General features: G+C 61.3%; 14 protein-coding genes and 1 pseudogene. 4 read left to right on the top strand and 11 right to left on the bottom strand.

Annotated features, from left to right (window positions below):
- Positions 1-113: 113 nt before the first annotated feature.
- Positions 114-1520, top strand: coding sequence for a DUF2252 domain-containing protein (locus AC06G5_RS03365; protein ID WP_480458981.1), 1407 nt, complete (start codon positions 114-116; stop codon positions 1518-1520).
- A gap of 189 nt (positions 1521-1709) precedes the next feature.
- Here the strand turns inward: AC06G5_RS03365 and AC06G5_RS03360 are convergent, their stop codons facing one another.
- A complete protein-coding gene (locus AC06G5_RS03360; RefSeq protein ID WP_413421674.1) occupies positions 1710-2762 on the bottom strand; it encodes a metallophosphoesterase in 1053 nt (350 codons plus the stop codon).
- A gap of 162 nt (positions 2763-2924) precedes the next feature.
- Between AC06G5_RS03360 and AC06G5_RS03355 the strand changes: the two genes are divergently transcribed.
- Positions 2925-4364, top strand: a complete 1440-nt coding sequence (locus AC06G5_RS03355) for an ArnT family glycosyltransferase (RefSeq protein WP_480458980.1) — start codon at positions 2925-2927, stop codon at positions 4362-4364.
- A 116-nt stretch (positions 4365-4480) separates the two neighbouring features.
- On the opposite strand, the gene AC06G5_RS03350 is transcribed toward AC06G5_RS03355, so the two are convergent.
- Both AC06G5_RS03350 and pmrG read right to left on the bottom strand, forming a co-directional pair.
- Positions 4481-5314: a phosphatase PAP2 family protein gene (locus tag AC06G5_RS03350; protein ID WP_413421678.1), complete on the bottom strand. Its 834-nt coding sequence runs from the start codon at positions 5312-5314 to the stop codon at positions 4481-4483.
- Between the two features lie 34 nt (positions 5315-5348).
- A complete protein-coding gene (pmrG, locus tag AC06G5_RS03345) occupies positions 5349-6020 on the bottom strand; it encodes a lipopolysaccharide core heptose(II)-phosphate phosphatase PmrG (RefSeq protein ID WP_480458979.1) in 672 nt (223 codons plus the stop codon).
- A gap of 259 nt (positions 6021-6279) precedes the next feature.
- Here pmrG and AC06G5_RS03340 point away from each other — a divergent pair.
- Both AC06G5_RS03340 and AC06G5_RS03335 read left to right on the top strand, forming a co-directional pair.
- Positions 6280-7293: pseudogene (locus AC06G5_RS03340) on the top strand (methyl-accepting chemotaxis protein); the annotation flags it as partial.
- A 42-nt stretch (positions 7294-7335) separates the two neighbouring features.
- The gene (locus AC06G5_RS03335) at positions 7336-8199 is read left to right on the top strand and encodes a methyl-accepting chemotaxis protein (RefSeq protein WP_480459851.1); all 864 of its coding nucleotides are present in this window, start codon (positions 7336-7338) and stop codon (positions 8197-8199) included.
- Between the two features lie 123 nt (positions 8200-8322).
- Here the strand turns inward: AC06G5_RS03335 and AC06G5_RS03330 are convergent, their stop codons facing one another.
- The 8 genes from AC06G5_RS03330 to AC06G5_RS03295 all read right to left on the bottom strand — a co-directional run bounded on the left by AC06G5_RS03330 (position 8323) and on the right by AC06G5_RS03295 (position 18942).
- The gene (locus AC06G5_RS03330; protein ID WP_480458978.1) at positions 8323-8742 is read right to left on the bottom strand and encodes a PIN domain-containing protein; all 420 of its coding nucleotides are present in this window, start codon (positions 8740-8742) and stop codon (positions 8323-8325) included.
- Positions 8739-8984: a FitA-like ribbon-helix-helix domain-containing protein gene (locus tag AC06G5_RS03325; protein ID WP_480458977.1), complete on the bottom strand. Its 246-nt coding sequence runs from the start codon at positions 8982-8984 to the stop codon at positions 8739-8741. The genes AC06G5_RS03330 and AC06G5_RS03325 overlap by 4 nt, the downstream gene beginning before the upstream one ends.
- Before the next feature lie 94 nt (positions 8985-9078).
- Positions 9079-10452, bottom strand: a complete 1374-nt coding sequence (locus AC06G5_RS03320) for a DUF1329 domain-containing protein (RefSeq protein ID WP_480458976.1) — start codon at positions 10450-10452, stop codon at positions 9079-9081.
- A 161-nt stretch (positions 10453-10613) separates the two neighbouring features.
- On the bottom strand, positions 10614-12569 hold the full coding sequence (locus AC06G5_RS03315) for a DUF1302 domain-containing protein (RefSeq protein WP_480458975.1): 1956 nt from the start codon (positions 12567-12569) through the stop codon (positions 10614-10616).
- A 60-nt stretch (positions 12570-12629) separates the two neighbouring features.
- Entirely contained in the window at positions 12630-13919 is a 1290-nt protein-coding gene (locus tag AC06G5_RS03310) for a phospholipase C/P1 nuclease family protein (protein ID WP_413703627.1), read from the bottom strand.
- A gap of 243 nt (positions 13920-14162) precedes the next feature.
- Positions 14163-15731: an FGGY-family carbohydrate kinase gene (locus AC06G5_RS03305; RefSeq protein ID WP_480458974.1), complete on the bottom strand. Its 1569-nt coding sequence runs from the start codon at positions 15729-15731 to the stop codon at positions 14163-14165.
- Positions 15732-15751: 20 nt separating this feature from the next.
- Positions 15752-17341 (bottom strand): glycerol-3-phosphate dehydrogenase/oxidase, encoded by a 1590-nt coding sequence (locus tag AC06G5_RS03300; RefSeq protein WP_413421690.1) that lies wholly within the window; start codon positions 17339-17341, stop codon positions 15752-15754.
- A gap of 5 nt (positions 17342-17346) precedes the next feature.
- Positions 17347-18942: an FAD-binding oxidoreductase gene (locus AC06G5_RS03295; protein WP_413421692.1), complete on the bottom strand. Its 1596-nt coding sequence runs from the start codon at positions 18940-18942 to the stop codon at positions 17347-17349.
- Positions 18943-19093 lie beyond the last annotated feature (151 nt).

The raw sequence follows: 19093 nt of genomic DNA, 5'->3' as shown, positions 1-19093 counted from the left end.
GAGTCGATGCCTGACAGACAGATTAGTCGCTGGGCAAACACTTCGGATGAACCCGCAAAGCCCTTCTACACTCAATTCGCAAACGCCCTACAACACCTGTCGAATAGGCCCCCATGACCACCCTCACCGACCGTTTGAAGCAAGGCAGGGATGCACGCAAGAAGTGTTCGCGCCGTTCGCAAGCATCCCTGGGCAATGTCGCCCGCGACCCGATACCGCTGATCAAGGCGTCGAGTGAAGGGCGCGTCAGATCGCTGGTGGAGTTGCGCTACGGGCGCATGCTGGTGTCACCGTTCACCTTCTATCGCGGCAATGCGTTGCTGCAGGCCCACGATCTGGCGGGCACTTCGAACATGGGGCTGGTTTCGCCGATCTGCGGCGATAGCCACCTGATGAATTTCGGCGGGTTCGCAACGCCTGAACGCAACCTGCTGTTCAGCGTAAACGACTTCGACGAAGCCCATCCCGGACCGTGGGAGTGGGACTTGAAACGTCTGGTGGCGAGTTTCCTGGTGGCGGCTCGCGATCTGCGGCATGGCGAGTCGGTTGAAGACACGGTTTGCCATGAGGTCGTGGGCGCCTATCAGAAAACCATGCTCGAATGCGCCGAACAGAGTGCGCTGGAAACCTGGTACGAATCCATCAGCTATGACGACCTGCTGGCGCAGGCCAACAAGAGCACCCTGGAACATGTGCAGCGCGCCATCGAAAAAGCCGAACGTCGTACCCATGCCGAATTGCTGCCAAAAATCAGCGAACGCGACGCCCATGGTCATCTGATCATTCGCGATGACCTGCCGGAAATTTTCCACCTGCACAAGAACACCACGCTGCTGGATGCCGATGATGACTGGTTGCGCCTATCGGACTGGCGTCCGCTCTACGACACCTTCATGCGCGACTATCGCGGCACCCTGCAAGCGGACCGCCGTGATCTGGTGTCGCGTTTTCACGCTCAGGACATGGCGTTCAAAGTGGTAGGCGTCGGCAGTGTCGGCACCCGGTGCCTGGTGGCACTGCTGACCGACGATCAGGAGTTTCCGTTGTTCCTGCAATTCAAGGAGGCGCGGCGCTCGGTGCTTGCCGGCTACGTGAAGGCCAAGTCGCGGGTGCGGCATGAAGGGCAGCGGGTGGTCGACGGTCAGCGGCTGATGCAATCGGCCAGCGATCTGTTCCTCGGCTGGACCACCGGCCCCAGCGGGCGGCATTTTTATGTGCGGCAATTGCGCGACATGAAAATCTCCGCCGAACTCGAGACCTTCGATGGCGAAGCTTTCGCGGCCTATGGCCGACTCTGCGGCCGGGCCCTGGCTCGCGCCCATGCCAAGTCTTCCGGGCACGCGGCGGTGATCAGCGGCTACATCGGCAAGAGCGACGCACTGGCCGACGCGCTCTACAAATATGCCCGGGGATATACCGAGCAGAACGAGCGCGATTTCGAGCAGTTCCAGCAAGCCTGCCGCAAGGGTCGTTTGCGTGCACGGTCGGAAGCCGACTTTGCCGCGGATCATTTGCCGTAGCTGTGTCGCAGGCTCTGGTATGGGGCTTTGACCGAAATGAATTTTTCTTCACCCCACGCTTGCGTTCCTGCCTGTACATTGCCCTCGCTCATTCAAGAAACTACGGTTTGCCCGCCCTCCCGCGGGCTTTTTTTTGCCTGGGATTTTGTCTGACGGCCACCAGTGGTTTTATCCAGCCGACACCGCCCATCACTGTGCCGCTTGCGCGCCATTCCCTTGCGATTGCTCGGGCAGCAAACAGCCTTTGGCCATCCACTGGCAGTCTCTGGTCCAGCGATAACCGGATTCCAGATCGCCTCGGTCGTTGTAATACCCCAGCCTGAGTTGAGTGGCACTCAGGTCGAGTTTGGCAAAACCAGCCCGCGAGTCAGTAAAGGTGCTATTCGGCGTTGGCGTTGGCAGGACATCCAGCTTCTGGCCACCCGCCCCGGAAATCACCCACGCGGGTTCACCAGCACGCAACAGCAATTGCTGGTTGTGATCATGACCCGACAAAAGCAGATCGACGTGGTTGCGTTGCAACACTGGCAACAGCCGTGTGACCAGGTCCGACTCCTCGCCATGCTCACCTTGATTGCGCACCGGGTGATGGGACGCGGCTATTCGCCATACCGGAGCCGGTCCGGGCGCCTGGAACGCCTGATCGATCAAGTCGATTTGCTGCTGCAGAGTTTCACGTGGCGCCGAAGTGTCGAGGAACACCATCCGCACCAATGGCTGCCCGTCGACGTCACCGAAATCCTTGATGTAGAAATTCGCCGGCATCTGCCAGCGACCCGACCCCCGGTGCTGTTGGCCGTACTCGATCTCGTATTTTTGCGACACCGGGTAATCGTGGTTACCCAGCACTGCGTAAAACGGCACATGGCTGAGCCAGTGCCCCCAATAGACACGCTCGAATCGGGTTCCCCAACGATAATCGTGAGTACCGGTCAAGGGCTTGCCGTAGAAGTTGTCGCCGAGGAAAACCACCATGTCCAGGCGCCCCTCCCGGGCCGCGACGCGCTCCATGGCTTGCCCCACTCGCCATTGTTGCAAGTCACCGCTGCCTTGATCGCCCACGGCGATCAACGACACTGCCGCGGGGTCCAGGCCGCTCAGCGGAACATAGGGTGACGGCGGCACGAACAGCCAGTAACCACCTGCGATCAGCAGGAGAGCGAAGACAATGCCTGAGCCAGACAGGACCTTTCGGAGCACCGGACGTTTGGCAAAAATCGAGGGGGAATTTGTGCGATTCAATCAGGGACTCACCGGGCATCGAATGCCAGACTGGCTGGCGAAATGAAGGTCGACCTTCACCCCTAATAGATCACAGCAGTTGTTCATGCTTTGTTAAGAAAGCGTTCCGTATACTTTTTCCAGCCCTTTTTTTCGGCCTTCCTTTTCCGGTAGCCAGAAGTCATGTCGCGCCCTGTCCCACTGCTGTTTGCACTGTGTTGCCTGCTGTTTTTCTTCGCCCTTGGCAACCACCAATTACAAGGCTCCACCGAAGCGCGGGTCGCCGGAATCGCCATGGAAATGCACCTGGATAATGACTGGGTGACGCCGCGACTTTTCAGCGAACCCTTTCTGGAAAAACCACCCCTGAGCCTGTGGCTCGGCGCCGGGGCAATTCGTGTATTTGGCGGTACACCGTGGGCCGTTCGCCTGACGTCTGCATTCGCCGGGCTGTTCAGTGTGATGCTGCTGTACGCCATGCTGCGCCGGCTCGGCCGGCCCGTCAGTGTCGCGTGGGCGGCGGCGATTCTGCTGGCGACCATGGCCAGTTACTGGAGCAACGTGCGCGGTGTCGGTGAAGATGCGTTGCTCGCCCTCGGGGTGAGCGCAGCGTTGCTGGCGTTCTTTGCGGGGCAACGACAAACAGGCATCGGCAACGGATTGCTATTTGTGGCGGGGATCGCCATCGCGACCCTGAGCAAGGGCGTGCTGGGCCTGGCCATGCCGGGTGTGGTGATCTTCACGTATCTGCTGGTCACCAGCCTGATGGACAAGCGCCTGAACGTCGCTGGTTGGCTGCGACCAGGCCTGCTGACGCTGCTGGGGCTGGTACCGCTGGTGATCTGGCTCGCGATGCTGTACCAGCGCGACGGTGCCCATGCCGTGACCGAGGTGCTGTTGACCAACAGTGTCGGTCGCTTCAGTGGTTCCTTCGTCGAAGCGGGGCATCACGAGCCGTACTATTACTACCTGGTCAAACTGCCCCAGGCCTTCCTGCCCTGGAATATCCTGGTGTATCTGGGCCTGTGGCATTTTCGTAAAAGCCTGGTGGCTAACCGGTACTTGCTGTTCTTCGCCCTGTGGTTGCTGGCGCAATTTGTGATGCTGACGCTGGCGTCGAGCAAACGTACGGTGTACCTGATGTCGCTGACGCCCGCAGCAGCGGTGATCGCTGCCGAATATGCACGCGTGCTGCTCGAACGCCTGAAGTCCCGTGAAGGTTCCCCGACCTGGACCGGTCGCGTGGCCGGGTATCGTAACGGTCTGGCGGTTGGCACCCTGGCCGTGGTCATTTGCGGTTACTTCGCCGCAGCACAATGGGCGATGCCTCATGCCGACCGGACATTGTCCTTCCTGCCGCTGACCGAGCAGATCCAGTCGATGCAGGCCAATGGGCAACAGGTTGCCCTGTACCAGGCCACTGAACGATTGGGCGGCGCCAGCGTGTTCTATACCCGCAGCGTGCTCAAAGGTCTCGATACCGAGTCGCAGTTGCATGATTTTCTCGGTGCGTCGCCTGAAAATGTCGCGGTGCTCTCCGGCGACACTGAGCCTGCCGCACCGTTGAAGGTGCTCAAGACAATGATGGTGGGGCGTCAGGCCTACTACTTCGTTGCGCAGTGAGGCACCCGTTCCTGCTGGATCTTTGCTGCGCCCAACCCATGACCCGCTGACATTTCCTCAGCCAATAAAAAACCCGCAGCCCTTTCGGTTTGCGGGTTTCGCTGTTCAAAGCGGACTCAATTCACTGGCTGAGTCTGAGCAGCCGGTACTGCTTGCTGCGCTTTGGAAAGCACCGGCTGTTCCAGCCTCGCTCGCCCGTAAAACGCCAGCGCCGTCAGCAAACATGCCAGCCACACAAAGATCCCAGCCCATAGGGTGTGGGACATGTAGTGCCAGCCTTGCAGCACCCGCGTCGTGCCGTAGATGAAACCGAGGGTCAGCGAGCCGTACATGATCGCCTTGGAATAGCGCCAGCGATAACGGCGAGCCACGAAGTACAACGCCAGCATGGTGAAACCACCCGATGCATGTCCGCCCGGCCAGCAGCGACCGTCACCGGCGACTTTCAGCAGGTCGAAATTTTCATACCACTCAACGTGCTCCATTTTGCCGCCGTACAGGGTGGTCTCGATCGGGCAGTACACGCTGGTGTGGCCCTTGAGGTAGTGAATGACCCCGGTGCTGATGGAAAACGCGAACACCACATAGAGAAAGTCCCGACGGTGCCGGGTGGCAAAGCGCAGCACCGGTGCGACTTTGATTTTTTCCAGGAAAGCGATGATTTTCGAGTGCTTTTCCGCCTTCAGGCGTGGCCAGAGAAACGACAGCAAGGCACCGATAATCGCAATTTCACCGGTCCAGTTCGGAATGATCCGCGCCCATTTATGGGTAATTTTTTCGAACAGATGGGATTGGTCCAACGGGTACGTCTGCGTCACCGGATCAAAAAAGTAATTGTTGAAGGCAATGTCGATTTTGGTCATGTCGAACATCAGGAACACCGCGACCGCGCAGGCCAGCGGAATACCGAAATTCACCCAGTAAAAGCGGTAGCGAGAAGCGGTCTGCATTGTGAATCCTGATTCAAAAAGAGGAGGGGAAAACTCAATGAGTGTTCACCGAGCTCCAGTCAGAGGCATCGATGAAACCAAGCATGCGCGGAGTTTGCGGGGTTTCGGCGGAAATAAACAGCGAAGCGCCATAACCCAGCGTCGTAGGCGGTAACTTCAGGCCTTTTTCCAGTTGTTCCATGCACTCGCTGTGAGTCACCAGAACCAGGTTACGCCCGGCCACTTTGTGCGCAAGCGCGTCGCGCAGCATGGTGCCCTTGCAACTGATCAGCCAGTCTTCCCCCGTGCCAACCTTGTTGAACATGAAGTTGGCGGTCTGTGCCGTGCGCAGGATCGGGCTGTTGTAGATATCGGCCTTGTCCAGGCCAAGGTGTCTGAACTGTGCCCCGAGGCTCTCGGCAACGCTGCGAGCGCGCGCGGTAATGCCATCGTTGCCAACCAGGCAAGGCGCCGAGGAGTGATCGCAGCGCTCGACATGGCGCACCAGTACGATCACATCGCCCTTGGCCCATCCCGTCATCAAAGCCTGTGCACCGGCCACATTGCCGTGGGCCAGGTCGGGCGCGGTGGCGGGACGCAGCAAAAACACGATCAACGGGACCACCAGCAGCGCCGAGGCCAACACCACCGCAGCGTTGCGATAACGGGCGAAGCGGTTCAGATCGATCGAGCGTTTTATCCCGAAAAGACTCAGTCTTAATTCCACATCAAGCCGCCTCGCCGGCACGGACCACCTCATTAGATCCGCAAAGGTTAAGGAAACGTGCGTTGTCGGCGAGTGAAAGACATGTGAAAAAAAGCTTAAAACGCTGCAAAAACCTTGTTACAGAATCCGCCACACAAAAACCTTTCAGCTCCCGGGATTGCTGCCGATACATCTTGCTTACACAGCTTGGCGGCCCCCAAAAAAAACAATCTTCCAGCCAACCGACGAAATAGAAGCACTACGTTCCTGGAGGAATTTGATGAATAGCTGGTTCGGCAACATCAGCGTGAACCTGAAACTGGGCCTGGGATTTGGCCTGGTCCTGGCACTGACCTGCGTCCTCGCCCTGACCGGCTGGACCAGCCTGGGCGGGCTGATCGACCGCAGCAACTGGATGAGCGACATCACCCAGCTCAACGCCGGCCTGACCAAACTGCGCGTGGTTCGCCTGCAATACATGCTGACCAACGGCGACGAAACCGCCGCGCAGAGCGTGCAGACCACCCTCGACGCCTTCTCGGCCCAGCAACAAGCCTTGCTGGCGAAGTTCAAGAGCCCGGAAAACCTCAAGCTGCTCCGAGAGCAGGGTGCCGTCATCGACGCCTACAAGGTGTCCCTCGGCAAAATGCGCAACGCTTATCGCGCCGGCAACAGCGCCCGCGACGCCATGGGTGCCAACGCCGAAACCGCCAACACGCTGATCAATGGCATCACTACCCGCGTTCAGCAAATGCCGCTGAGCGACCAGCGCTTTGAACAGTTCCAGGCCATTACTGCTGCCAGGGAAGCGTTTCTGCTGGCCCGCTACGAAGTGCGCGGCTATACCGCCAGTACCAATGCCGAGACCGAGCAAAAGGCAGTCGGCCAACTGGATGCCGCCATCGCCAGCCTGAAACCGCTGAACGCGCATTTCGCCGACTCCCAGCAAGACGCCCTGCGTCAGCTGGAGGCTGCGCTGGGTAACTACCGCAGCGCCTTGCAGGCCTACAAGGCCGCCAGCAATGACGCGGTGCAAGCACGCCAGGAAATGACCGACCAGGGCGCCGCCATCGTCTCCCTGAGCGATCAGCTGTATCAGATCCAGCTCGACCGTCGTGACGCCGAAAGCGCCCGGGCGCGCACCTTGCAGCTGGTCAGCACGTTGCTGGCGTTGCTGGTGGGCGTCATTGCCGCCGTGGTCATCACTCGCCAGATCACCCGTCCATTGCGCGACACCCTGGCGGTGGTCGACCGCATCGCCAGCGGTGACCTGACCCAGAACGTGCTGGTCACCCGTCGCGACGAACTCGGCGTGTTGCAGCAAGGCATCGCACGCATGGGCGTGACCCTGCGCGACTTGATCAGCGGCATCCGCGACGGCGTCACCCAGATCGCCAGCGCCGCCGAAGAGCTGTCGGCCGTGACCGAGCAGACCAGCGCCGGGGTCAACAGTCAGAAAGTCGAGACCGATCAGGTCGCGACCGCCATGCACGAGATGACCGCCACCGTGCAGGAAGTCGCGCGCAACGCCGAAGAAGCCTCGCAAGCCGCTGCGGCGGCGGACGGTGAAGCCCGTGAAGGCGACAAGGTGGTCAACGAAGCCATCGCCCAGATCGAGCGCCTGGCCAGCGAAGTGGTGCGTTCCACCGAAGCCATGAGTGTGCTGCAGCAGGAAAGCGACAAGATCGGCAGCGTCATGGACGTGATCAAGGCCGTGGCCGAGCAGACCAACCTGCTGGCGCTCAACGCAGCCATCGAAGCGGCCCGCGCCGGGGAAGCCGGTCGTGGTTTTGCGGTGGTGGCCGACGAGGTCCGCGGCCTGGCCCAGCGCACGCAGAAGTCCACCGAGGAAATCGAAGGCCTGGTGGCCGGCCTGCAAAACGGCACGCAACAAGTATCGGCCGTGATGAACAACAGCCGCACCCTCACCGACAGCAGCGTGGCCCTGACCCGCAAGGCCGGCGAGTCACTGGAGAACATCACCCGCACGGTGTCCAATATCCAGTCGATGAACCAGCAGATCGCCGCCGCTGCCGAACAGCAAAGCGCCGTGGCCGAAGAGATCAGCCGCAGCATCATCAATGTGCGCGATGTGTCCGAGCAGACTGCTGCGGCGAGCGATGAAACCGCCAAGTCCAGCGTTGAACTGGCGCGGCTGGGTGGTCAATTGCAGCAGATGGTGAGCCATTTCCGCGTGTGATGACTTCAGGCTCATCCTGTAGGAGCGAGCTTGCTCGCGATGGAAGTCAACGATAACCCGTGCATTCTGAATGATCGCGGCGTTGGCAAGTTCTTCGCGAGCGAGCTCGCTCCTACAGGGAGCTCAGCTCATCCAGGGATCTATCACTTCAATACCGCTGAACTCGAAATCCCGAACATTACGGGTGGCTATGGCAGCCCCATGGCTTCGGCAAGTGGCGGCAATTTGCGCATCTGCCATTGAAACCGCACGCCCATTTGCTTCAGCACCTGCTGCCAGCGTTGCGTACTCGACAGCGGCATGAGCATCGAACGGCAAAATGCGTCCGGCAAAGTCTTCTTCGAACATTGCCATGGCATGGGCTTCAAGTTTTTGTTTGCGCTTGCCAGAAGGCAGGCGTGCAATGCCGTGAAGTATTTCTGCCACCGTCACCGCACTGACTGCCAGATCCATTGCTGGCTGCGCATCAACCCAGACAAGCACCCGGGCTTCAGGCTCGACTCGCATAAACTCTGAAAGAACGTTGGTATCGAGCACTATCATTCAGAAAAATCCACCGCAGTTGCCTTCTCTGAACGCTCTGGCAGATCAAGCTCAACTCCTCCGATAGGGCTGAATCTGTTGCGGATCCTGCTCCCAAGTCCACCGGCGCGATCAACAGTCGCCAAGGCCCTGCCCAGAATCAACCGGGCCTCTTCTTCCATGGAATGTCCGTTATGAGCCGCTGTGATACGCAACTGCTCCTTGAGCTTCTCATCAAGGTTTCTAATTGTGATGCTGGCCATGATGCCTCCTGCAATCAATGAAATCATTGATTGCAGGCTAGCACATTCTGTCAAACCAAAACCCGGCAATCTTCCGGATGGCCAATATCACCACTTACCGCGTCCCGCGCTGGCGCAATGCCGACGGCATGAAGTACGCGTCTTCCGGCACCGGCTGGGCGAAGTCCACTGTGGCCGGCTCTTCGTTGTCCAGGTTTTGCACGTAGTAACGACGCGCCTGCAAGTCATGGAAGACATCCAGCGCACTCCAGGTGGTGGGCAGGTCGTAGAAGTTTTTCAGGTAGGCCATCGACACCCGCCACAACTCCCCTCGCCCGTCATATTGATCCACCAGTGCGGCGCCCCAACTGTCCTCGTCCAGAAACAGCACACGCTTGGAATAGATATGCCGTGCGCCTGGCTTGAGCGTGCCTTCGACCACCCAGACCCGATGCAGCTCATAACGGGTGAATTGCGGGTTGAGATGGCCCGGTGTGAGCAACTGCGCGTACTTCACCTCAGGGCTACCGACTTTGTAGTTGTTATAGGGAATGTAGACCTCTTGCTTACCCTTGAGCTTCCAGTCGTAGCGGTCTGGCGAGCCGTTGAACAGGTCGGTATCGTCCGCCGTGCGCAGGCCGTCGGATGAGGCGATCGGGGTGTCATACGCGAGGTTCGGCGCGCGGCGCACTCGGCGTTGGCCCGCGTCGTAGACCCAGGCCTGGCGCGGGTCCTTGAGCTGGTCCAGGGTCTCGTGAACCAACGCCGCACCGCCAGCCAGCCGGGCCGGGCTCTTCACGAACGCCAGGTAGTAAAACAGGATGTTCTTCAGGTCGGCAAACTGCCCGCCCTGGCGGTAATAGTTGAAGAGCCCCTCCTGCTGCGAGGTCACCAGCGCGAAGCTGCCGTTGCGTTGTACCGGCGCTTCGGAGGCACGTCGGACCACATAGATGCCGCGATAACGGGTGATGTGGTTCCACAGCACCTCGATCCCGTCCTTGGGCACCGGGAACGGCACACCGCCATAGGCATCGGCAAAACCGGTCCCGCCATCGAGCAGCTTGGCCGAGGTCGCATTTTTCAAGGTGTTGTCATACAGCCACTGCGGCGCCGATCCGGAGCGACGGGAGGGATAGACCGGCATCTGGAAGGTGTCGGGGTAGCTGTTGAACAGTGCAATCTGACCCGGGCTGAGGTGGTCCTTGTACTGATCGAGGTTGGTCTTGGTGATGGTGAACAGCGGCTTGTCCGCCGCATACGGGTCCAGGTGATGCTGACCAGGCTTGTAGCCCGCCGGCGCCTGGGTGATGCCGCCGGTCCAGGCCGGAATGGTCCCGGCCGCGTTACCGGCACGTTCGGCCCCCAGCGGCGTCAGCGTGGTTTTCAATTGCTCGGCTTGCTGGGGCGTGACTGCGGCCAGCGCACTGCCGGCGGCCAGGCTCAGGAGCAGCGCCAGCGTGGTCTTGGTCAATCGTGAAGTGTGAAACATGATCGTTCTCCGAAATAAAGGCCGCAGGTCTGCAAACACACAGCAGATCCCCTGTGGGAGCGGGCTTGCTCGCGAAGAGGGCGGCACATCCAGCACAGATGTCGCCTGATACACCGCTTTCGCGAGCAAGCCCGCTCCCACACAGGGTTTGCGTGTAGCGATCAAAGGAAGTACTTGAGGTTGAAGCCGACGTTGTCGCGGTCACGCAGGCCGTTGTCCTGCCCACCGCCATAGAACTCGGTGTATTGCAGCTCGGCCTCCAGTTTGTTCTGGTAGTTGGCCTTGATCCCCAGGGTGTAGGCCTTGCGGCCCTCGATGATGTTGCCCGCCTGATAGCTGTTGCCCTCGAAGTCATCCTTGTAGACGACATAAGGCGAGACGTTGACCCCGGCATACACGTCGTTCCAGGTGCCATTGAGCATCGCGGTGTAGCTGTAGGAATTGCGGTTGACCTGGTCGTCGCGCTCACCGCCGGACACATAGGAAAAGTTACCGGTGCCAGCGAAGTAACGGGTGCTGCCGTCAAAAGCGGTGTATTGCAGGCTGCTGCCGCGCAAGTGTTCGGATGCCAGCTCGAATACGCCGAACAGCGAGTCGAACGACAGGCTCGGACCGAAGTTGTAAATGGTGCCGACGGAGGTGTTGAACGCCTCCACCCGCTGGGCGTTATTGATCTGACTGGCGAGCGTGACCTGCTGCCCGCCAATGTTGATGGTCTGGCCGGCTGCCGCGGCGGCAGCGCCGTTGGCCAGGTCGCCGATCAGGTCGTTGGTGGCGGCGACCCCGATGGGCAGGTTCGGCCGATAAGCCACTTCACCGAACACCGATGCCTGGCCCAGGGTGGTGTTGAAACTGAAGCCGTACATGCGGATGTCTTCGGCGTAGCGCCGATGCGCCTGTATGTTGCCCAGCACATCCACGGTCGCCAGGCCGTTGGCCAGTTGCCCCGCCTGACTGCCGGCGACACCGGCCAACAGGTTGGTCAGGGCATTCATGTCGATGCCCTTGTACCCTCCCAGATCGGCAGAAATGGTCGGTTCCTTGGCGTGGTAGTTGACCATGTACAACCCGAACTCGGTGCTGTTGAGTGCTTCTGCGATGTAGCGAAACGCGAAACCGAACTGGCCGTCGTTGCGCGCGTTGAAATCCTTGCCGACCGAGGCCACCTTGACGGTGTTGCCAAAGGCAGGGGTAACCCCGCTGGCGTACAGGCCGGTAGTCCTCAGGGCCTGGTTGAGTACCGGGTTGTTGCCCAGTGCACCGTACAGATCGATCACGTTGCCGAACCCCGGCACCGGGGTGTCCAGCGCGGTACCGGTAAAGTTGTTGTAGGCGGTGTTGCCACCGTCGGCGAACAGGTCCGTCTGCGAGTAGAACGTGCCGACCGGGTCGATGCGGGTTTCCTTCCAGTTGGTCTGGTAGAAGCTTTCCATGGTCAGGGAATCGGTCAGGCCGATGTTGAAGCTCAGTGCTTCCACCGGTACCAGCACTTCCTTGACTTCGGCCCCGGGTAGACGGTACTTGGCCGCATCCACCGGGTTGGTGGTGTTGATCCCGCCACGGTAGAAAATCCCCTCGCCCCAGTTGAACACCTGGCGCCCTATACGTGCCGTGAGCGGCATCTGCGCTACATCCCAGTTGCCGTAGAGGTAGGCGTCGAGCATCTCCACCCGGCTGCCGGCGATATCGCGGGTCTGGTCAGTGAAGTGGTCGTCCTGCGGGAAACTCTGACTGGGTTGCGACGGTTTGTTGTTGCGCAAGTAATCGTTGCGCTTGTCCATCAGTTGGGTGTCATAGAACGCGGTGCCGCGCACGAACATCCCGTAGTTCTGATAGTTGGCCTCGAGTTCCGAGGTGATCTTGTACACCTCGGAAACCAGCCCGGTGTCGAAGTTGCGATTGCCGTCGTTGGTGTTGACGTCATCGTTGGTCTTGTCCCGGCCCTGGACCCGCCACAAGCGGCCGTAGGACAAGGTACTGTCGAATGAACCGGTGATCTGGTTGTCCAGCACGCTGAACTCCTTGGCCTGCACGCCGTCGACCGCGCACAGTTGCAGCAGCCCTGCCAGGCCGACACCAGGAAGCGCCGCGCCAGACAGGCGAAATCGAATCTTCATGATCTGTTCCCCTTCCCCTGGTTTTATTGTTTTTGTGTTCTGGCAATGTGGCTGCGATGGCTAGGGTGCCAACCCCGCAGTGACATAAACCCGGCTGTGCGCACCGAAATGCCCCAGCAGTTTGAACAACTGCCGGTTGAGTGCCGGATGGTCGAAATCTTCGCGCTGCAGCTGATTACCGTTGCTGAAATCGCTGGTGATCGGTGCCGAGTCCAGCCACTGACCGATGGCTTCATCGAACGCCGCGGACTCGTCAACGGACTCGGCACTCACCACTTCGCGCAGGTAGTCCACCGAGTACGGCGGGTAATGGCCGTCCCGGGCAGAATCGGCATAAGCGTCGAGCATCGGATGGGGCTGGCCGGCACGCAGCAAACGACGCAGCCAGGTCGACTGATACTTCTCCACTTCCATGTGCCGGGTCGCAACGCGTTCGATGGACGCCTGCTTGTCGGCAGCGAAACCGGCCAGTGCCTTGCCTTCCAACAGAAGAAGACTGGCAAGGTCGACGCCGGGCAATGGCTTGGCGTGATAAGGCTGGGTCAGGTCCTGAATGTGGTGCAGGCCCCAGCCGAGAAAGCGATAACCCCAATAAGGATGACCGGTGGCAAAGGCCAGTCGCGCCAAGCCCATGTACTGGTAGGCGCGCCAGTCAGGCCAGCTGCGTTCGAGAAACCCGGCAGCGGCGTACACCACCGGGCTCTCATGGAAGAAGCCCATATGGAACGGCGCCTGGGAGCTGTACTGAAACCGTGCGTCACCAAAGGGCTGCGGGCCGAAGCCGTACAGCGCGCCGACTTCGCCCGGGTTGTCGCTGAACAGGTTGATGTCGTGACCGTAATCCGGCTCGTCGGCGGCGCTGGCCAACACGGCCAGGGGTGCGACTTTTTCGTTGTCAGTCACGCGAATGAAGCGCTGGCGATTCCATGGCGAGAGGGTCTGCTCGACCATGACCTGCTCGGCGATTAGGTGTTCACGCTCAGGCAGATCCTGGCCGGGCAGCGGTTGAATGACCATCGCCAGATGAATCTGCGGATTGATCCGCAGCGCGGTGAGGAAGTCGTGGCGCAGATTGTCCCCAGGTACGTCTGGCAATCGCAGATTGTCGGGGCGTGGCGGGTACTGGGCGAAGTGTTCGCGGGCGAAGCGTTCCTGCTCGTCGAGTAACGCGCTCACGGCTTGATATTGCTGCGCGAGAAACCGCTCCAGTGGCTCGACTTCGACAGTTGGCGCATCACGCAACGCCGGCAGGTCCTGCAACGCCAGGTAGCTGCCCACCGTATGGTTGGACCAGCCCCAGGCCGTCGGGGCCGTTGCACAAAGCAGCAACAGGAGGAATGTCAGCTTCATTGCTTTTGGTTCTTATTGGATGTGCCGTGGGGGTTGAGCCTAACAACCGACCCGGGCCCTGACACTGTCCAAACTCACCAGAAAAGTTCTCCGATAGCGCCACGCCTCGATGCAAAAAAACACCACGGACCAATGTGGGAGCGGGCTTGCTCGCGAAGGCGGTGTGTCAGTGAAATCAATGTTGACTGACACTCCGCCTTCGCGAGCAAGCCCGCTCCCACAGGGGGGATCTGCGGTGTTCTTTCAGGCGGGGTAACCGGTGATTTTGCGGATGCTTTGGTACAGCGGCTTGAGCTGTCGATACATACGCAGGTAGACCTCCTTGTACAGTCGCTCATAGATCTGCTGCGCCTCGGGTTGCGGCATGAATACCGCTCCGACCCGGGTCATGGCGGCCATCGCCGTGGGGAAGTCCGCGTGCAGCCCCAGCCCTACCGCGCAGCAAATGGCCGCGCCCAGCCCGGACGCTTCGTAGACATGCGGACGCTCGGCCGGCAGGCCGAAAATGTTCGCCGTGAGTTGCATCGCGGCATCACTCTGGGAGCCACCACCGGCGACGCGCAAGCGCGTGATGGAGACCCGCGAACGTTTCTCGATCTTCTCCATGCCCTGACGCAAGGCATACGCCAGGCCTTCGAGGATCGCCCGGTAAATGTGCGCGCGGGTATGCACGTCACCAAAGCCGATCATCGCGCCCTTGGCTTCCACACCCGGCTCGCGGATGCCGGGCGACCAGTAGGGTTGCAGCATCAAGCCCATGGAGCCCGGCGGCACGGCGTCGACCAGCGCATCGAAGAGTTGCTCAGGCTCCACGCCCTGGGCTTTGGCCTGCTGCATTTCCCGCAGGCCGAACTCGTTCTTGAACCAGCTGACCATCCAGTAGCCGCGATAAATCATCACCTCGCAGTTGTATTGATCCGGCACCGCCGACGGGTAAGGCGGAATCAACGGGACGATTTCCAGGTAGCGCGACCGGGTACTGGTGATCGTCGCCGTAGTGCCGTAGGAAAGGCACACGGTGCCGGCGTCGACGACGCCGGAACCCACGACTTCGCAGGCCTTGTCGGCGCCCGCGGCGATCAGCGGCAACCCCTCGGGAATACCGGTGTGGCGGCTGGCCTCGGCGCTGATGTAGCCGAGGGTTTCACCGGGCTTGTGCAGGCTCGGCAGTTGCTCGGGACGCACCGCCAGCGCCTGCCATTTCCAGTCGGCGGGTGCGGCCCATTTCAGGCGTTTGAAGTCGAAGGGCAAGTAGCCGACGCAACACCCCACGGAATCGACAAAGCGCCCGCACAGGCGATGGGTGAGAAACCCCGAGAGCAGCAAAAACTTGTCGGTTGCCGCCCAGACCTCAGGCTGGTGGCGGGCGATCCAGTTGGCCTCGGCCTGGGCGCGAAAGTAGTCCACCGTGGCTTGCGCGCCGACCAGTTTGAACAGCCAGCCCCACGGTCCCTTGATACCGCCTTCGACTTCGGCCTGGCGTTGATCGAGCCACAAAATCGCCGGTCGCAGTGGCTTGCCCTGGGCATCGACGTTGATCACCGTGCCGCGCTGGGTGGTCAGGGATACACCGGCAATCTGCGAGCGATCGATGCCGGTTTGCTGCCACAACTGCTGGCAGGCCTCACCCAGTTTTGCCCAGTAATACTCCGGGTCCTGCTCGGCCCAGCCGGGTTGAGCCGAGTAGTAGGCCTGCAACTCGACCTTGCCTTTGCCCAGCAGATTGCCCTGCAGGTCGAAGAGCAGCGCGCGCACGCTCTGGGTGCCATTGTCGATGGCCAACAGGTAACGCTTGCTCGGGTGGTTATCCATGGAACTCTCTTCAATGGGCATCAATGCGCGGCATCCGGCAAACCATGATGGCGTTGCCACAACGCCAGGTAGCGCTGCTGTTCCTGCTGCCAACGCTCATCGTCCCAGCCCAGCCGCGGTTGGCAGAGTCGGCGAATCGCCGGCCAGTAATCTTCGGCGCCTCGAGGCAGCAACAGGCCAATGCGGGTGCGGCGCAGCAGCAGGTCATCCAGGTGCAGGACCATTTCCGTATCGCAGGCAACGGCCAGCTCTGCCCACAAGGTGTCAGTGCCGCCGACGGTGTCATGGCCCAGTTCGACAAGCAGCTTCGCCAGCCTCGGCAGGTCACGGCCATGCCGCCCGGCCAGGCGCCGCCACTGGTTGGCGCTGAGCCCCGGGATCGCCAGCGGCGGCACGACGGCGAACACCGGCGCGGCGTCGTCATTGAAGGGCCGGTCGAGCATGTTCGCGCAGGCCTTGAGCACTTCGATCGCCTGCGGGCGAAAGGTGGTCAGCTTGCCGCCGGCCAGGGTCACACAACCCGGTTCCTGCCACAGCACATGTTCACGGGTTTCATTCGAGGGCTTGAGTTCACCCGCAGCGCTGCCCACCACCGGGCGCACGCCCGACCAGGTCGACAGCACGTCGGCGGCGACCACCTCGGCCTGGGGGAACTGTTGGCTGCAGGCAGCCAGCAGATAGTCGAGTTCCTCGGAGCTGATGCTCGCGCTTTGGTCGAGATCGCCGTGATGATCGAGGTCCGTGGTACCGACCACCGTGGCACCCTCCCAAGGGAAAACGAACACCGGTCGACGGTCGCGCTCGTGCAGAAAGGTGAAGGCTTGTGCCACTGGCAGGCGCCAGCCCGGCAACAGCAAATGACTGCCACGCAACGGGCGCAACTGGCGAGGGGCATCGGACGGGCGCAAGCGCTCGGCCCACGCGCCGGTGGCCACGGCCAGCACACCGCAACGCAATGTCAGTAGTCCGCCACCCTCGCAGTCCTCGACCTGAACGCCGCAAACGCGCCCCTCTTCACGCAGCAATCGCTGCACCCGCATACCGTTGAGCACCACGGCGCCGTCGGCCCGGGCCTCGCCCAATACACGCATCACCAGCCGGGCATCATCGGTCAGCGCATCGACAAAACAGGTGCCGCCCAGCAGGTCATCTTCCTTCACCCCAGGCGCCAGATAACGCAGTTGTTGCGCGTCGTGGAAGCAATGGCTGCGCCGCCCGGCCAATGCGTCATAGATGGACAGCAAACCACCCAGCACCCGTGGTCCGGGAAAACCGCCACGGTAATGCGGCATCATGAAACTCATCGGTTCCACCAGCCCCGGCGCTTCGTCGAGCAGGCGCTGGCGTTCGCGGACCGAATCGCGGGTCAGGCGCCACTGGCCCTTGGCGATGTAACGCAAGCCGCCATGGACCATTTTCGAAGAGCGGCTGGAAGTGCCCCAGGCAAAATCGCGCTGCTCCAGCAGCAGGCAACGCCACCCACGGCGCGCGGCTTCGCGCAGGATGCCGGCGCCGCTGATGCCGCCGCCGATGACGATCAGGTCCCAGGTTTCATCCGCCAGCGTCGGCAGCACCTGCTGTCGCCACGCCGCGTTCCAGTCCAGGCTCATGGCCGTCACTCCTGCAACAGCGTGCCAGGGTTCAGTCGCCCGGCCGGATCAAAATGCCGACTCAGTGCCTGCAGGGTTTCCATTGCCAGTGCGCCCTTTTCCCGGCGCAGGTACGGCGCGTGGTCCTTGCCCACGCCATGCTGGTGGCTGATGGTGCCTTGGTTGTCGACGATGGTCTGGCTGGCCGCCTGCTTGAGTGCCTGCCAGCGCGCCAGGGTGGCGGGGTAGTCCGCTGCCGGGCGAAACACATAGGTGGTGTAGATGCTCGATCCTTCGCCGTAGACATGGGAAAGGTGGGTGAAGACATGCACCCGCTCGCCTTCGGCAGCCAAGGCGTCGCGCAGGCTGTTTTCGATGAGCGTGAGGAGGTTATCGACGTTGCTCCAGTCAGTGGCCGTTTCCAGGGTGTCCACCACGTAACCTGCATTCCACAGGTTTTCGCGCAGGTAGGGAAAACGAAAACGGTTCTGCGCCCACTTCTTGCCGAGCAAGGTGCCGGTAAACACCCCGCCGAACGCCTTGAGGTGCTGCCGGGCCTGACGCAGGGACAGCGCATTTTGCCGACGGTTGCCGGTCACGCCGAACGTCAGCAGGCATTTGCCCTCACCGGCGCCGCGCAGGGCCAGGTACTTTTCCAGCCAGGCGATCTGTTGCGGGTGACCGGCCAGCGCCAGCTGGGTTTCGGTTTCCACCGCGTTGGACAAGCGCAGCATCGACAGCGGCACGCGCGCCTGGGCCAACTGGCGGATGGCTTGCAGCGCCTTGGGCCAATCGGGCAGAAACACCCCATAGAAACGCTCATCGGCGGGCAGTGCGCTGACCCGTACCTTCACCTCGGAAATGATCCCGAATCGACCCTCGCAGCCCAACACCACCTCGCGCAGATCAGGGCCGGCCGCCGAGGCCGGGAAGGAGGGAATCTCCAATGGGCCGGCGAAGGTTTCCAGGGTCCCGCCGGCGAACAATTGCTCGATTCGCCCATAACGCAATGACTGCTGGCCACTGGAACGGCTGGCGACCCAACCGCCCAGGGTCGACAGCTCCCACGACTGCGGGAAATGCCCCAGGGTGTAACCCCGGGCGCGCAGCTGACTTTCCACCTGCGGTCCAGTGGTGCCGGGGCCAAAGGTGGCCAGTAGACTCTCTTCGTCGAGATCCAGCAGGCGATTCATGCGAGCCAGGGAAACCGTCACCACCGGCCGCGCGGAACTCGGCGGGTTGATGTGACCGGCCACCGAGGTGCCGCCGCCATAAGGAATCAGGCACAGGTCCTGTTCATGGGCGAGCAGCAGTAACCGGCGAATCTGTTCAGCGCTCGTGGGATAGGCCACGGCGTCGGGATAATTCCCCAGCGCGCCCTCACGCAACGCCAGCCAGTCCGGCAGGCTCTGGCCCCGCGCATGCAACAAACGATCATGGGCATCCACGCTGTACAGGAAGTGTTGCTGCAACCGCGACGGGGGTACGCGGGCCAATGCCGTCTCAAGCGTCGCATCGGGCAGCGCTCGACCGTCACCCACCCGCCGGGCGAGAAAACTCGCGCCCTGGGCCGGCAGTTCGACCACCGTGGTTGCATCTCCCCAGCCGTTCCAGCGTCGCATGCGTGTGTCCTTTTGCGGTTCTGATCAGTGATATTTCAGGCCCCCATACTAGTGCGCCGCCCGAAAGTGTCACGGTCGCATCCGGCCAGTTCGAGTAGCCAATTGAGTCAAACGTCGCGCAAGCGTCAGCCATTTACTTTAGCCGTGGTTT

This window comes from Pseudomonas sp. WT-JTC, assembly GCF_056711565.1.
The sequence above is the reverse complement of the archived record's forward strand: the minus strand, read 5'-3'. Positions and strand labels throughout refer to the sequence as shown.

Coding starts and splice junctions, on each gene's coding strand:
- AC06G5_RS03300 (WP_413421690.1), bottom strand. CDS start 17,341: ATGAGCCTGGACTGGAACGCGGCGTGGCGACAGCAGGTGCTGCCGACG.
- AC06G5_RS03325 (WP_480458977.1), bottom strand. CDS start 8,984: ATGGCCAGCATCACAATTAGAAACCTTGATGAGAAGCTCAAGGAGCAG.
- AC06G5_RS03295 (WP_413421692.1), bottom strand. CDS start 18,942: ATGCGACGCTGGAACGGCTGGGGAGATGCAACCACGGTGGTCGAACTG.
- AC06G5_RS03310 (WP_413703627.1), bottom strand. CDS start 13,919: ATGAAGCTGACATTCCTCCTGTTGCTGCTTTGTGCAACGGCCCCGACG.
- AC06G5_RS03320 (WP_480458976.1), bottom strand. CDS start 10,452: ATGTTTCACACTTCACGATTGACCAAGACCACGCTGGCGCTGCTCCTG.
- AC06G5_RS03365 (WP_480458981.1), top strand. CDS start 114: ATGACCACCCTCACCGACCGTTTGAAGCAAGGCAGGGATGCACGCAAG.
- AC06G5_RS03335 (WP_480459851.1), top strand. CDS start 7,336: ATGGGCGTGACCCTGCGCGACTTGATCAGCGGCATCCGCGACGGCGTC.
- AC06G5_RS03315 (WP_480458975.1), bottom strand. CDS start 12,569: ATGAAGATTCGATTTCGCCTGTCTGGCGCGGCGCTTCCTGGTGTCGGC.
- AC06G5_RS03350 (WP_413421678.1), bottom strand. CDS start 5,314: ATGCAGACCGCTTCTCGCTACCGCTTTTACTGGGTGAATTTCGGTATT.
- AC06G5_RS03355 (WP_480458980.1), top strand. CDS start 2,925: ATGTCGCGCCCTGTCCCACTGCTGTTTGCACTGTGTTGCCTGCTGTTT.
- AC06G5_RS03330 (WP_480458978.1), bottom strand. CDS start 8,742: ATGATAGTGCTCGATACCAACGTTCTTTCAGAGTTTATGCGAGTCGAG.
- AC06G5_RS03305 (WP_480458974.1), bottom strand. CDS start 15,731: ATGGATAACCACCCGAGCAAGCGTTACCTGTTGGCCATCGACAATGGC.